Source organism: bacterium, assembly GCA_040757115.1.
In the GTDB taxonomy this organism is placed as follows: Bacteria; UBA9089; CG2-30-40-21; order CG2-30-40-21; family SBAY01; genus JBFLXS01.
This window is the reverse complement of sequence record JBFLYA010000083.1, coordinates 1-15,606: the sequence shown is the minus strand read 5'-3', so window position 1 is coordinate 15,606 and position 15,606 is coordinate 1. Positions and strand designations below refer to the sequence as shown.

General features: G+C 34.8%; 12 protein-coding genes and 2 pseudogenes. 6 read left to right on the top strand and 8 right to left on the bottom strand.

Annotated elements, in window-relative coordinates; genetic code table 11:
* Window positions 1-241: 241 nt before the first annotated feature.
* The 6 genes from AB1422_09135 to AB1422_09110 all read left to right on the top strand — a co-directional run bounded on the left by AB1422_09135 (window position 242) and on the right by AB1422_09110 (window position 7,401).
* The gene (locus AB1422_09135; GenBank protein MEW6619476.1) at window positions 242-646 is read left to right on the top strand and encodes a DUF86 domain-containing protein; all 405 of its coding nucleotides are present in this window, start codon (window positions 242-244) and stop codon (window positions 644-646) included.
* Window positions 647-648: 2 nt separating this feature from the next.
* The gene (gene recN / locus AB1422_09130; GenBank protein MEW6619475.1) at window positions 649-2,361 is read left to right on the top strand and encodes a DNA repair protein RecN; all 1,713 of its coding nucleotides are present in this window, start codon (window positions 649-651) and stop codon (window positions 2,359-2,361) included.
* A 193-nt stretch (window positions 2,362-2,554) separates the two neighbouring features.
* Window positions 2,555-4,264, top strand: a complete 1,710-nt coding sequence (locus AB1422_09125; GenBank protein MEW6619474.1) for a proline--tRNA ligase — start codon at window positions 2,555-2,557, stop codon at window positions 4,262-4,264.
* Between the two features lie 333 nt (window positions 4,265-4,597).
* Complete coding sequence (gene kdsA / locus AB1422_09120; GenBank protein ID MEW6619473.1) at window positions 4,598-5,401, top strand: 3-deoxy-8-phosphooctulonate synthase; 804 nt, start codon at window positions 4,598-4,600, stop codon at window positions 5,399-5,401.
* A gap of 429 nt (window positions 5,402-5,830) precedes the next feature.
* Complete coding sequence (locus tag AB1422_09115; GenBank protein ID MEW6619472.1) at window positions 5,831-6,859, top strand: transaldolase family protein; 1,029 nt, start codon at window positions 5,831-5,833, stop codon at window positions 6,857-6,859.
* A gap of 11 nt (window positions 6,860-6,870) precedes the next feature.
* Entirely contained in the window at window positions 6,871-7,401 is a 531-nt protein-coding gene (locus AB1422_09110; GenBank protein ID MEW6619471.1) for an HAD-IIIA family hydrolase, read from the top strand.
* 327 nt (window positions 7,402-7,728) lie between these two features.
* On the opposite strand, the pseudogene AB1422_09105 reads toward AB1422_09110, so the two are convergent.
* The 8 genes and pseudogenes from AB1422_09105 to AB1422_09070 all read right to left on the bottom strand — a co-directional run bounded on the left by AB1422_09105 (window position 7,729) and on the right by AB1422_09070 (window position 14,939).
* A pseudogene (locus AB1422_09105) lies at window positions 7,729-7,824 on the bottom strand (GxxExxY protein).
* Between the two features lie 334 nt (window positions 7,825-8,158).
* A complete protein-coding gene (locus AB1422_09100; GenBank protein MEW6619470.1) occupies window positions 8,159-9,715 on the bottom strand; it encodes an ABC transporter permease subunit in 1,557 nt (518 codons plus the stop codon).
* Window positions 9,716-9,964: 249 nt separating this feature from the next.
* Entirely contained in the window at window positions 9,965-10,345 is a 381-nt protein-coding gene (locus tag AB1422_09095; GenBank protein ID MEW6619469.1) for a hypothetical protein, read from the bottom strand.
* Between the two features lie 348 nt (window positions 10,346-10,693).
* Window positions 10,694-11,623: an ABC transporter ATP-binding protein gene (locus AB1422_09090; protein MEW6619468.1), complete on the bottom strand. Its 930-nt coding sequence runs from the start codon at window positions 11,621-11,623 to the stop codon at window positions 10,694-10,696.
* Between the two features lie 2 nt (window positions 11,624-11,625).
* Complete coding sequence (locus AB1422_09085; protein MEW6619467.1) at window positions 11,626-13,164, bottom strand: hypothetical protein; 1,539 nt, start codon at window positions 13,162-13,164, stop codon at window positions 11,626-11,628.
* The gene (locus AB1422_09080) at window positions 13,106-13,252 is read right to left on the bottom strand and encodes a hypothetical protein (protein ID MEW6619466.1); all 147 of its coding nucleotides are present in this window, start codon (window positions 13,250-13,252) and stop codon (window positions 13,106-13,108) included. The genes AB1422_09085 and AB1422_09080 overlap by 59 nt, the downstream gene beginning before the upstream one ends.
* Before the next feature lie 92 nt (window positions 13,253-13,344).
* Window positions 13,345-13,560 (bottom strand): annotated as a pseudogene (locus AB1422_09075) (Fic/DOC family N-terminal domain-containing protein).
* A gap of 224 nt (window positions 13,561-13,784) precedes the next feature.
* Complete coding sequence (locus AB1422_09070) at window positions 13,785-14,939, bottom strand: glycosyltransferase (GenBank protein MEW6619465.1); 1,155 nt, start codon at window positions 14,937-14,939, stop codon at window positions 13,785-13,787.
* Window positions 14,940-15,606 lie beyond the last annotated feature (667 nt).

The window sequence follows — 15,606 nt, the reverse complement described above, 5'->3', positions numbered from 1 at the left end:
TGGTAACTGGTGATTGGTAACTGGTAATTAAATACCGTTCGGCTAGCTGGGAGGCAATTAGAGGCATCCCACTCATAATAAAAGATGAGCGACTTTATTTAAACTTTCTCTTAGAAGTTTCATGGGAGGCACAAGATTTAATAGAATTTAACATTGATGCCTGGAAAATGAAGGAAGAGGTGAAGGCATGTCATCTATAAAAAAATCTTATATTGAAAGATTAGTAAAAATCTTCGACTTTATGGAAATTGAATTAAGTGATTTAAGTAATTTTTTTGACCTTGATTATAAAACTTATCAAGAAGATAGAAATAAAAGACGGAGTTTAGAAAGATGTATAGAAAATATTGTTAATGCTTCATTGGATATAGCTAAAATTATATTAGTCAGTGAAAATAAAGAAATCCCGGATACCTATAAAGAGTATTTCTTGAATCTATCAACAATGGGTTTAATCTCAAATAATCTATCCCAGAATTTAGCCGAAGGCACAAAACTCAGATATATCTTAGCCCATCAGTATCTTGATATTAGATGGGATAGTATTAAAAAATTCCTTTCTAATAAAGGGAAAGAATACCAGGAGTGGTTAAAAATAACTAAACAACTTGTGACCACAACATTAAAGGAAGAAAATCAAGGTTAAGTATGCTTTCTCGACTACATATCAAAGATTTTGTATTAATTGATGATTTAGAAATAGAGTTTTCTCCTGGACTTAATATTTTTACTGGTGAAACAGGGGCAGGCAAAACCATCATTATTGACGCCATTAATACGGTTTTAGGTGAGCGGGTAAAAACTGACTACATTCGGACTGGAAGTGAAAAAAGTGTCATTTCTGCCTTATTTGAAATCAAAGAGAACTCCGTGATAAAAAATCTCTTAGAAACCTACGGTATCCCATTATCAGACCAAAATCTCCTTCTTGAACGGGAAATTTTATCCTCTGGAAAACACTTGTGCCGAATTAACGGTAAGTTAGTTACTCTAAATGTGTTAGCCCAGCTCGGAGAAAATTTAGTCGATATTCATGGCCAACACCAACATCAATCTTTACTTAATCAAAATACCCAATTAAACCTGTTGGATGAATACGGTGAATTTAATGAATTAAGCAGAGAAGTCAACCAGATTTATAGACAATTTACGGCACTAATTGACCGATTAAACACACTTTCTTTTGAGAACCAGGAAAGAGTCAGGCAACTTGATTTGTTAAAATTTGAGCATGAAGAAATCGACCAGGCAAACCTTACCCCGGGGGAGGATGAAGAATTAGAACAGGAGGTAAAAATCCTGCGAAATGCAGAGAAACTTCATATCCTGGCACAAGAAACCTATCACCTGCTTTATGGCACTGAGGCAATCAATGCCAACTTCTATCAGGTTCAAAAGAAGTTATCCGAAATAACCGAACTCGACCCATCATTAAAAGAACCCTTGCAGATGGCTCAAAATCTCTACTACCAATTAGAAGAACTAACCAGGCAGGTAGATAATTATACTCAAAAGATTAAATTTGACCCGGCTAAATTAGAAGAGATTGAATCAAGATTAGATTTGATGAGTAAATTAAAACGAAAATATGGAGGGACAATTTCAGCCATCCTTGAATACAAGGAGAAAATAACTACCCAGATAAATTCAATTACCTATAATGAAGAAGAGATTGACAATCTCAAGAAACAACTTGCGGAAATAACCGTTTTATTAGAGGTAAAGATAAATAAGTTATCGCAAAAAAGAAAAGAAGTAGCCCATAAATTAGCCAATGAGATAATTCTCCAATTATCTGATTTAGGGATGAAAAAGGCACAATTTGAAGTAAAGATAGAGGCAAAACAGCAAAGCGATAGTTTGATTAAACTTGATGGTATGCCTGTTAAGGTAACTTCAACAGGTGCAGACCTCATCGAATTTTTAATCTCTCCTAATGTTGGTGAGGCATTGAAACCATTAGCCGATATTGCTTCAGGTGGAGAGATTTCACGGGTGATGTTAGCCATAAAAACTATTTTAGCCCAGGTAGATGAAATTCCAACACTTATCTTTGATGAGATAGATACCGGGATTGGGGGAACAATTGGGCAGAAAGTCGGGGCAAAGTTAAAACACATAAGTCATAGTCGGCAGGTAATTTGCATTACACACTTACCTCAAATCGCCGCTTATGCCCAAATTCATCTCTATGTTGAAAAAAAGGTTGTAGGAAGTAAAACACAAACTTATGTTCGCAAATTGGATAAAACCGCCCGGCTGAACGAATTAGCCCTTCTTTTAGACGGACACGAAATCTCACCCACATCATTAAAACATGCTGAAGAACTATTAGAGAAGGTAGCGAGTAGGGAGATTTGAGGGAATTTTAGATTGTAACATTTTAGCCATCTGAAGTGAAATTCAGGTAATCAGTTATCGGTGATCAGGTTATCGGTAAAGGGAAAAGATCAATTGGTTGTTACCGATTACCGATTACCTGATTACCAATTACCTTGCACTTCATTTGGGTAAATAGTTACTTTAGATTTTAGATTTTGGAGGTAACAAATCAATGCGTATGTCAAAACTGTTTCTAAATACACTTTTTCAAGACCCACAGGATGCTGAGATTATCAGCCATAAATTGATGTTACGAGCCGGGTTAATAAGAAAATTGGCGGCAGGCATTTATTCTTATTTACCTTTAGGTCTTAGAGTGCTAAATAAGATAATTAATATTGTGCGTGAAGAAATGAATAGGATTGGTGCTCAAGAAGTGCTTTTACCCGCACTTCATCCCGCTTCGCTCTGGGAAGAAACAGGTCGATGGGCGGCGTATGGAGATGATATGTTTAAACTAACAGACCGTAAAAAAAGCCCATTTGGACTTGGACCGACCCATGAAGAGATAATTACGGATTTGGTCCGTCGGGAGGTAAAATCATATCGCCAACTACCTCTTTCTCTTTATCAGATTCAAACTAAATTTCGAGACGAACCAAGACCAAGATTTGGAATGATACGCGGTCGGGAATTTTTAATGAAAGATGCCTATTCTTTTCATCCGGATGATAAATCCGCAGAAGAAATATATCAGGATTTTTATAATGCCTATGCTAAAATATTTACCCGCTGTGGACTAAAATTTCAAATAGTTGAGGCAGAATCAGGACTTATTGGAGGTTCTTTCTCACATGAATTTATGGCTTTTTCACCTGCAGGTGAAGAAAGAATGGTATGTTGCGATAAGTGTGGTTATGCGGCTAATCTTGAAAAGGCAGAGTGTGGAAGAAATCAAAAATCAGAACTCAGAAGTCAGAAGTTAGAAGAATTAAAATTAATTGATACCCCAGAGATGAAAACGGTGGAAGATGTAAGTAGATTTCTGAAAGTTAGCCCGGCTCAATTGGTTAAAACCTTGATTTATAAGGCAGACAATAAGGTCATTGGAGTGCTTATCCCCGGGGATGAGGAAGCCAATGAGAGTAAATTAAGAAGTGTCCTTGGGGTTAAAGAATTAGTATTGGCTGACCCGGAGACTATTGAAAGGGTAACAAAAGCACCAGTAGGATTTGCCGGACCTGTTGGTCTGGAAGATACGCCACTCATTGCGGATTATTCCATCCAGACAAAGATAAATTTTGTCGTTGGTGGAAATAAAAAAGATGCCCATTACATAAATGCTAATTTTGAGCGTGATTTTAAGATAGATAAATTTGAAGATATTAAGATTGCTCAAGATAATGACCCCTGTGGAAGGTGTAGTAACGGTCATCTAAAGATAAGTTATGGGATTGAATTGGGACATACATTTAAGTTAGGCACTAAATATTCTGAGGCAATGGGTGCGGTCTTTTTAGATGAAAAAGGACAGGAAAAAACAATGATTATGGGCTGTTATGGGATTGGAGTAAGTCGAATGATTGCCGCTTACATCGAACAAAACAATGATGAAAGAGGAATTATCTGGCAACCAAATATCGCTCCTTATGAGGTTTTAATCCTGCCAATTAATGTTAGTGACTCCGAACAAATAAATTTAGCCATAAAAATATATAATTTACTGCTTAACGAGAACATAGAAGTATTGTTAGATGACCGTGATGAGCGACCCGGGAGAAAATTTACTGATGCAGATTTAATTGGTATTCCTGTTCAAGTTATCATTGGTGCCAAAACAAAATCTTCAGGTGAGGTTGAACTCTGTTTAAGAAAAACAAAGGAAAAGATTTTTGTCTCTCTTGAAAATCTGGTTCAAAAAATAAAAGCACAGCAATTCTAATTATGAAAATGTGTAAGCAAGGAGAATTGGAGAATAGGGAGAAAGAGGAGAAAATATAACCACTAAGAGGACACGAATAAGCACGAAACAGAGGATTATTAGGATTATTCGTGACTAATTTTAATCACCTTCTCCATTTCTCCATTTTTTCCCTTTCCCCTTTTTTACACAATTTCTGTCATAATGAGAATTGCTGATAAAAGCAAAAGTTTGTTGACAAATTTGTCCTTAAAATGCTATAATTCAATATAGAATTTCACGAAATTAAAAGCAAGTAAATGGTAACTAATTACCATTCACCAATTACCATTTACCAAATTAAAAGGGAATTAAATGAAAAAGTTAAAAATAATTGCCGGTAACTGTATCCTGGAAAATCTTGATACTTCGGTAAAGACGATCGAAGCATTAATAGATTTCTCAAAAGAATACGATTTTGAAATTATCTACAAAAGTTCGTTTAAAAAAGATAATCGCTCAAGTTATAATTATTATACAGGTCCTGATTTAGAAGAAAGTATCAAGATATTTAAATATTTAAAAGAAAAATATGGAGTAAGTTTAATCACCGATTTTCATAATCTTTATGAGATTGACAGCGAAATAGTCGATGTAGTGGATATTCTTCAGATACCTGCTTATCTTTGTATGCAAACCGAGCTTGTTTTAAAAATCGCCAGTGTGGGCAAACCAGTTAATATCAAAAAAGGACAATTTCTCCATCCTGAAGATGTAGGTAAAATTGTGAAAAAAATTGAAAGCACTGGCAACAATAAAATTATGATTACTGAAAGAGGAAGTTGTTTTGGTTATAGAGACCTTGTAGTTGACCCGAGGTCTTTTTTTATACTCAAATCTTTTGGTTATCCTGTGTTTTTTGATGCGGGTCATTCAATCCGAAAATATGGTGTGCCATCCGCTGACCTTGAGAAAGGTGGAGCAAAAGAATATGTTAATACCCTGGCCTGTGCCGCCATTGCTTGTAAACTCGATGGAATATTCGTTGAGGTCCACCCTCAACCTGAAATAGCCCAATGCGATGCGGCTACTCAACTCTCATTTAAAGAGTTTGAAAATTTGCTCAAAGATATTCTACCTATCTGGAAGGCGGTTACATCAAGTAAAAGGGGGGATTAGGATTCGGAAATAAAAGAATTCCCGAACCCCGAGTCCCGAACCCCGATTAATTTACCTGATGACCGATAACTGATTACTAAATTAGGGTTCTGCAAAATAGAATTTGGGGGAAACAACAAATAAATATCAAATATCAAATATTAAATATCAAATATAAATATCAAAATGCAAAATTACAAATCAAATTTCAAAAAGGACTTCAAGTATTTTAATGCTGAAATGTAGTAGATAGTAGATAGTTTATAGTAGATAGTTGATAGTTGAAGGACTATAGACTATAAACTATAAACCATAAACTATAAACTATACACGAGTTTTGCATTTTTGGAGGAAATTGATAAAAATAGAGGTTTTAAATACCCGCTTAAAAACTACAGTTTCTTGGTTTTGCAGAACCCTAATTACCAAATATAAATGGAGGAAGATAAAATGAAACTATATATTGATTCAGCAAATATTAATGCCATTGAGAAATATTCTAAAATGAAGATTTTCTCGGGCGTAACGACAACACCTACTTTTTTCAGAAGAGAAGGAATAACGGATATACCAGGTGAGATAAAAAAAATCTCTCAGATAATTCCTGGTGAGATTCATATTGAAGCGATGGGAAACACGGCTGAGGAAATTATAGAAAGTGCTATGGCTAATATGGAAATGGGGCCCAATGTGATTTCAAAAATTCCTCTGCATCATGAGAGTATAAAAGCAGTTGAATACCTATCAGAAAAAGGAATTAAAACAAATGTTCACTTACTCTTTTCATTAAATCAGGCAATCCTGGCGGCATTAGCTGGAGCGACATATGTTTGTCCTCTTGTCGGAAGAATATATGATATTGGTTACGATGGTTTAAAGGTGATTGAGGAGATAATTACTGGTTTTAAGAAATACCCAGAAATAAAATCAAAGGTAATGGTTTCAAGTGTCCGAACACCAGAACATGTCCGTCAGGCGTTTTTAATTGGGGCTGATTGCATTACTATACCGCCTTTTGCCATAGAGCAAATGTTTCAACACCCCTTGACTAAATCCGGTATTGACAAATTCGAAGAAGATATTATGTTAACCCGGTATGTCAGAGATTTACTCCATTTAGGAGAAGATTTACCCGTTGTGACTGAAGAAACTTATATGAAAGATGCAATCGTTGAAATGACAAAGAAAAAACTCGGTATTGTTCTGGTTATAGACAAGGAAGGAAAATTGATAGGATGTATTACTGATGGTGACCTACGCCGAGCAATTCAAAAATTTCCAAATCTCTATGATTATCGTGCAGGAGAATGTATGACCAGAGAACCAAAAACAATATCAAAAGATGCCTTTGTTCATGAGGCTTTATCTATGATGGAAAAATCGAGTATTACTCAATTAATTACAGTTACAGAAAATCAGGAACCATTTGGAATAATTCACATCCATGACATCCTTAAATACAAAGGATTAAATACTTAAAGGATAATTAGATGGAAGAAAAAACCAAAGATATAAAATTAATACTTATGGATGTCGATGGTGTTTTAACCGATGGACGAATAATACTTGGGGAAAACGAAGAGTTAAAATTTTTTGACATCAAAGATGGAATGGGCATAACTTTAGCTAAAAAAGCAGGATTAAAAGTAGGCGTAATTACAGGTAGAACAAGCAAAGCAGTTGAAAAAAGAGGGAAAGAGCTAAAGATGGATTATGTCATCCAGGAAAAAATCAATAAGTTAGAAGCAGTTGAAGAAATCCTGAAAAAAGAAAAATTAGACTATAAAAATATTGCTTACATTGGAGATGATATAATCGACATTTCCTTATTCAGAAAAGTTGGGTTCTCAGCAACCGTTAATGATGCACCAGAATATATTAAATCAGAAGTGAGCTATGTTGCCAATAAAAATGGTGGAAGAGGAGCGGTTAGAGAAATCATTGAGTATATCTTAAAAAATCAAGGAGTTTTACAATTAACTATTGATAAAAGCATAAAGGCGTGGAGTAATGATGACTAAGGTTGTTTTGCTTTGTAACTGTTCAGTCACTGAGTGGCACGGATTAGGGTTCTGCAAAACCAGGAAACTGTAGTTTTTAAGCGGGTATTTAAAACCTCTATTTTTATCAATTTCCGCCAAAGAGCATAATGCAAAACTCGTTTATAGTTTATAGTTTATAGTCTATAGTCCTTCAACTATCTACTATAAACTATCAACTATCAACTATAAACTATCAACTAGCTACTATAAACTATCAACTATCAACTATCAACGGTGTTTGGTTTTACGCTTTTAGTTTTAAGTTTGTAACTATTCACCACGAAGAGCACGAAGGGCAGGGAGATGTTACAGAACAAATCTCTTTATGCCTTTTTTCAATCTTTCCACATTGAAATTTATCAATAGACCAACTTTGATATTTGCCAATTTTATATATGGTAATGGGTCAGTGAAATGGGGGATTCTCCTGAAAGTAGGAAGTAGGAGAGTAGGAAAGGGGGAGACATTGCCCCCAGAAGAGGAATACTGTGCACATCCTTTATCCCTTTCCTACTTACCTACTACCTACTTGCCTACTATTTTCATTGCTCTGTCCTCCGCAGGTTAATGTTCATTTCCCCAAATAACTGACGTATTACCATATATGTCAATATTTGAGCTTCATGAATTCGATAATTCATCAAATTTCACTTCGTGCTCTCTGTGCCCTTCGTGATGAATAGTTACAATAATCTTAAACCTACTCGCACGTCTCAAATTTACGCTACGCCAAAGATTATCTTTTGAATAACCTTTTTAACAGCATATTTAACAAGAAAAATATGGTATAAAAAAACATAGAAGACCAAAAGAAGGTCATAGCAGGTAGATTAACGAATGAGAATTCGTCTCCTATCAAACCTCTTACTGAAAATAGCGGATGTAAATGAATCATTATCTTACCTATGCCCTCCATTTTCCCCATATCTACTAATGTATAATGTGTTGTCTCTTGAGCAACCATTTTATCCGAGATATAATGAGGCATACCTGGCAAGATTATTCCTAAAGTAACTATGATGAATATAAAGACAAATATTCCTCTTGATGCCAGGCGACTCTTAAAGAGCGAATTTAATAATAATCCCAGGGAACCCCAGGCAAGTGTTATCATCAGGATGCCCAGTGAAATCAAACATAATAAATGCCACTTTGGGAATATCTTTGCTGAGTAAGCACAAGAAATGATGACACCAGAAGATGTTATAACCAGGAGCGTAAGGTAAAGAAGGCTGGTAGATGGCTGGTTGTAAAATATCCTTTTTATCTTGAATAAGGAGGAGAACTTAAGTTCTCCCTGACTAATATCTCCGAAACAAAATATCCACCCAATAAGTATAAATAACATAATTTGAAGAGAGATAAAAGTACTAAAATCATAGAAAAACTTTGGTCGAAAATTTATACTGCCTAAATTAATAAAGGTGATGAATAGGAAAAGAATGAGAAATGATACCCTTATCCAGACAGTACTTCTTTTTGACCTTTCCCTTAAATTATTTATGGCCAATGAACCAATAAAGAAAGAAAGCAGAAGATTTGTTATAAAATACAAAAGCGAAATAGGTAGATTAAATTGATATATCCTTGTCGTATCATTTCCTATTAATATTCCACTTATTGTCCAGAAAGGATTGGCAGTAATTCCTGCCCAGAGTGGTTTATCAGGGTTTAGCACTTCGAAATATCCCACACCAAATAAAAATAAACTTGGGAGTAAAACGAAGATAAACAATATCCCATAAAATACACCAGTTGCATGAGAACTCTTAGAAAATATAGTTGAACAATATATCCCACATAGACTTAAAGTTACAGCTGTAGCCATAATTACCAGATAGACCTTTAATACCTGAATGAATGACAACCCACTTAGATAAGGAATCAGAAATGCTATTGGAATAGAGATAACAAAGAGAAGAAAGATGTAGGCTAAGGAAAATAAAAGTTTACCCATCACGATACTAAATGGAGTAATCGGAGTAACTCTTAAAAGGTCATAAGTTCGTTCTTCCTTTTCCAGAGTAATACTTGTAATTGAGGATGTCAGTGCTGTGCTCATCATCAGAAGTAATTGCATAATGGCTATAACGATAAAGATGTATTTTCCGGCATAAGAATCTGATTTAACATAATAAATGTGCCCCTCAGATAAGACATTCATACCGTAACATAAATAAAATACAAATCCGAGGATAATCAGATAAAAGGTCAAGACGGTATATGCCCTGCGTTGCCGCATCTTTGAACGCATTTCTTTAATAAAAACCGGATTTCTAAATAACCATTCCATCTTTGTTCTCCTGAAAATAGGAAGTAGAGAGTAGAGAGTAGAAAGTAGAGAGTAAGGAAAATAAACTTCTTCTCTCTCTATTCTCTACTATTTTCATTCTCCTTTGTGCGCCGCAAGGGATTGACGCTACTTGTGGTGTCATTGACAGCGCAAACGCTGTTACTCCGATATTGACGCTACTTGTGGCATTGTAATTTTCATTCTCCTTTACGGATACAAGTCTAAAGTTACCTGCACAGGTGGAAATTTTTATTCTATTTCTGCCATGGGTAGATTTGATCTTGGATTAGGATAAATTCCCAGACTCCTCGGTTCTACTATAAGGTCAAGAGATTCCATTATAACTGCACCAATAAGAGGATATTTCTTTTTAGGCTCTACAATGGCTTCAAATATTCCTTTTCTCCCACATAGCTCCATTTCCACGCTCCAGACTATATCCCTTTCAGCGGTATCCTCATTGGCATATTTTACTATCTGCCTTCTGATAAATGGAAATTCGAATTCTTTGACCACATCCTCTGGTAAGACAAGCAATGTCGCTCCTGTATCCACCTTGGCATCGAGTTCTATGAATTCCTTATCCTTTAATGGATTTCTAACCTTTATTGTGGTATATACTATACCCATCTTGTTTTACACCTCCTTGACTTTTCTTTACATAGATGCTTTTTGGGGTATTTTTTGCTTCGCAACATTCTTACTTCGCTCGAATTCGGATGTTATCTTCACTTTTGCTCATTATGGGAATATTTTACGAAAAATTTTAACTTATGTCAATAAATTTTTGATTTTTTTCACCGCAGAGACGCAGAGAACGCAGAGTCATTGACAGTGTGCCATCGCTATCAGTTGGATTAACGCCACTTGTGGCGTCATGACAGCACAAGTGCTGTCACTCCAATATGGTCTTCATTTGTGTTCACTTCAAGTGGACATAAGCGTTTTTCTACTCTCTACTTTCTACTCTCTCCTTTATTAAGCCGTTGTGCCAGTTGATATTTGTTTAAAAACATCCTCGAGACTACTTTTTTCTTCATAAAAGGCAATTATTTTAATATGCTGTCCAATACATTTCTCAAGAAGTTGTGTCAGGTCTAAATCCTCTTCGCATTCTATTATCATTTCATTTTCTTCTGCTGGAATAACGCCGCTTACTTTTTCCATGGCCATTATGGCTTTAATTGCCTCATCTCTATCCGAGCTAACTTTAAGTCTAAAGTTTTTCTTTGTAGAGATTTGTTTTATAATTACATCAACTCCTCCACTGGCAAGTAATATTCCTTTTTCAATAATTCCAATCTTATTGCATAGTTGTGATAGCTCAGATAAGATATGGGAAGAGATGAAGATAATTTTGTTCAATCCTTTTAATTTTAGGAGCAATTCTTTAACTTCAATTCTGGCTATAGGGTCTAATCCAGACATCGGTTCGTCTAAAAGTAAAACCAAGGGGTCATTTATCAATGCCCTTCCCAGACAAAGTTTTTGTTTCATACCTCTTGAAAGCGTTCCCACATATTCATCTCTTTTAAAATCAAGATGGAGCATTTGTAAAGTATCTTCAACCACCTGTTGCCTTATGGGGTTAGGTAGTGAATAATTCATAGCAAAGAAATCTAAGTACTCCCAGACCTTAAGTTCATCATACATTCCAAAGAAATCAGGCATATAACCAATTATCCGTTTTATTTTGTCTGTTTGTGAAATCAAATCATAATCGGCTATTTTTGCCGTTCCTGAAGTAGGTTGGAGTAAACCTGCCAGCATATTAATAGTCGTTGTCTTGCCTGCTCCATTTGGACCAATGAGTCCATATATATCCCCTTGTTCCAAATGAAGATGAAGTCCTGCTACGGCCACTATTTTATTATTATATTCCTTACGCAGACCATCAATTTCTATCATTACTACTGCTCCTTTGCTGTTATTGGAATAACTACCAAAATGGTAGATTTTCTTTCACATCCGCGGATAGATAATTCAGGTTCAATGATTGGTTTTTCAAGCCATGCTAAGAAGAAATTCTTTTTCATATAACGCAGGGGGGTAATGAATTCCGGAACCCGATATTGTGTTTCTTCCTTCAATTTGTCAATTTCCCAGGTTTGTTTAGTTTGGCAATTAATATTCCCCAAAGACAGATAGACACCATTAATTAAGATAGCACTATCTAACAACTGGTAATGTGAGGTATTAACTACATAAACTTGTTGATTATCTTTTTGGCAGATAATCGTTCCGTCAAGATGAATTATGGATTGAGTAATAAATGTTTTCATCGCCCATTTTTCAACTAACAAGTTTTGTAGATAGGTTTCATTATTAGTCTGAATAATTTTATACCCTACCCCTTCATAAAAGTTATATTGAGGGAAACGGATAAAACTTCTTGTGTTAAATCTAAGGTTATAACTTATTTTTTCGGGTGAAAATAACCCATAAGAGGCATTCAAAATACCCCAATTTTTACCTGCGGGGATATGAAGGATAGATAATTCATTTAGCATGGCACTTTTTCCCTTGATTTTCTGAGCATAAATATAAAAGGTAAGACTAAATAAAATCACTAAGATAGGAATAGTAATCCAGGAAATTTCAGATTTTTTCTTTTTCTTCAAGATGATATAATTTATAGGACCTATGAGTAAAAGGTAGATGAATAAGAGTAGAAAGATAATTCCTGGTGAAGGAACCTCCATTTGTGGGATTTTAGATAGGAATGTTTGAATTCTAACTATATCTATAATCCCACTTAAAAATAGATTTAATTCATTTAATTCTTCCTTTAGCCATTCGTCTATTTTATCTTTACTCATTCCTTCTATATTGACTAATTTACCACCCAGTGCTGACCACATCTTGAGTGCTTTTCTTTGTTTAGAGGTGAGTAAATTTAGAGATGGACTATCAACTAAAATCGTCTCTATATTGCTGTATCCTATCCATTCATCAGGCAAAGTAGAAGGTAGAGGATAAAGAAAGATATATTCTCTATTTCCAATTTTTTGAATTCCACAATTAGATATAACCCCTTGCTGGACTATACCTAACACAACTTCTTGATCCCATAAGGGAGTAGCAGATAAACAAGTAGAGGCGACTATTTTGTTATTAACCAATAGATTTATCTCTGGTTTTTGGTAGCAGTTCATAAATGGTAGATAAAACCAATAATTTGATTTTGTTTTTGCCGGGATATGAATCTGTAAGGTGTAAGGAGTGTTTATTCTCTCTATCTCGCCAGATAATCTCTCTATTTCAAATGAAAGGACCAATTCACCTTTGATAGTCTTAGAAGAAGAATTATCTACTTCAATCAGAATAGGTATAAATTGCCATAAATCTCTATATTTCCCCTCAAAGCCTACCTTAGCGGTTATGGATAATTCAGCTGAGGCAATTGAAGTAACCATCATTAACCACAATATAAAAATAGTTTTCCTCATTATTCTCTCCTGAAAATAAGGAAGTAGAAAGTAGAGAGTAGAAAGTAAAGAAAACATCACTCCTCACGCTTATCTCCTTACCTCCCACCTTCTATCTCCTACCTACTATTTTCATCCTCATTTGTGCCCTGCAGGGGCATGAGCGTTTCCCCTGAAAAACAGACCAAAGACTGAAGCCCCACTTGACGCTTGGGCTTCTTTTACTATATGCATTTGAATAAAAACATCTACATCTGGCACAATGAGCGAAAATGCATTTAGTTCTCCTAATGATTGAGTAGCTTTTTCTAATAAGACATTGATTTTAGTATCATCCCAAATCCAGGTATGATTTATTTTCTCGTAACTGTTCAGATGGTAATTTACCGCAGAGACGCAAAGGAACGCAGAAGACATGGAAATAAATCAGATAACAGAAAAGATTATTGAGGACATCAGGGTAATACATAGGACATCAAAACCAAATTTGTTAATCAATCATGATATGTCGGTTCTCAAAAGATTGCACTGATGAAAATCCGTGATGGAATTCTGCGTGTGGTAAATAGTTTTTAATTTTCTCTCTGCGTCTCTGCGGTGAACAGTTAGTTTTGATGTATATCCCGAACGCTTACCAATTATTATGAAATTAATAATTCTACCTCATTAACCACAGTATCATCAACTTCAGGTAACTGTATGTTTTTTTTTACATCATCATAATTTTTTAAAACATACCTTATTTTTTCTACTAATGAGATTTCATCGCCAACTTTATATTTAATAACACATTGAGGTCTAAGTGGATTTTCAGAACCTATTACCGGTATCTTAAGATATAAAGCTTGTAGCACTGAGGAACAGATACCATCACAGTCAGGGGTTCTGAGGTATATCTTTGACCGATTTAATAAAGTTAAAAATTCATCATGAGTCAAATTATTACCTAAAAATATATTCCTTTCTAAATTTAGTGTTTGGACGAAATTTATAGTCTGTTGTGAATAATTAGCAGGACCAACGAATATTAGACCTAAATGAGGATAATCTTTAATAATCTCCTTAATACCTCTTAATGTAGCAGGTATATAAAATTGAGGTCTCTCAAAGATATATGAAGATAATATTGGGTTATGTTGATTGATAAATATCTCTAAGTCTTCTGAAAGTTTTGTCTCTTTATATGATAAATATTGCTTACTAAAGGCTGGGATTGGTTTAATTTTATCTCCTTTTATTCCAGATTCTTTAATCTTTTCTTTAATATACTCATCATTACAAATAATTATCTTTGATAGAGTAAATATAACAAAAAATATTTGTATTGTCAAATAATTTTTTGGGGGGAAATATAATTGTGTTGCTCCACCGTGAAAGGTTAAAATACATCTCCTCAGAAATAAAAGACTAATAAATTCACTAATTAATGTCAGAATAAAACCTTTGATAGATTGTCCATTCATATGCATATGGATTTTATATCCTTTGAGACAATATTTAACTACTTTAAAAATATAATCAAAACCATTTTGAACATCAAGATACTCATCACTTTTAATTCTTCTACTTTCAGGGCTGATATTCAATATTTGGCATTCATATCCATTTTCTAAAAGATGCTTCTTAACATATTCTACTCGAACACTCCAGCCAGTTCTTGGAGGGGAATAGCAGACAATCTCCAAAATTTTGGGTTGTTTTTTTCTTGACTGATAGGAAGTTGCTTTTTGGGCATTTTTTGCTTCGCAACATTCTCGGTTTGCTTGAATTCGGATCTTACCTTCTTTTTTGCTCATTATGTAGATATTTTACCAAAAGTTTTATCTTATGTCAACAAAATTTTGAATTAATTGTAATAGCTCAGTCATTTGGAGGAATGAAATATGAAGTTATTTGCCATTAAAAGACATTTTCCTTCAATTTACCTGACAACTGCTATTTTCCGTACCTTTTTCTCCGAGCTACCCTTAACATAATGGACATCAATCTGGCAGAAATAAACCCCATTTAAGGGGATAATTAGGGTCAACCCTTGATTATAGAATTTAAAACATTCTGTATTCCATAATCAAGGTTTGACCCTACCAAGATTCAGCAAGATCTCTATCTATCATCACCTTGTGTCCTCTTATTAAAAAAATTCTTTGCTCAATTGTCTCCTGTGGAATTAAATCTTTCATAGATTAGCTCCTTTTCCTGCAAAATAGGTCTTCCCCGGCAAAATCTTCACCTGACCACACTCTCCTGTGCAATCCTTAATGGCGATTTCTTAATCGGGAAGGCCGTAGAGGTTATACAAATTTTGGTGGTGTTTTAATCTAGTGCTCTGTCGCCATTCAAGTGATTGATTGGCCGTTGTCCCCCGCTGGCGGGGGTCTAATCCTTACCCACAAGTTGGGTAACAAGATGAGGTAAACAAGGATAAACTATAAACGGGAGATTAGAGATTGCAGGAGAGCGGAG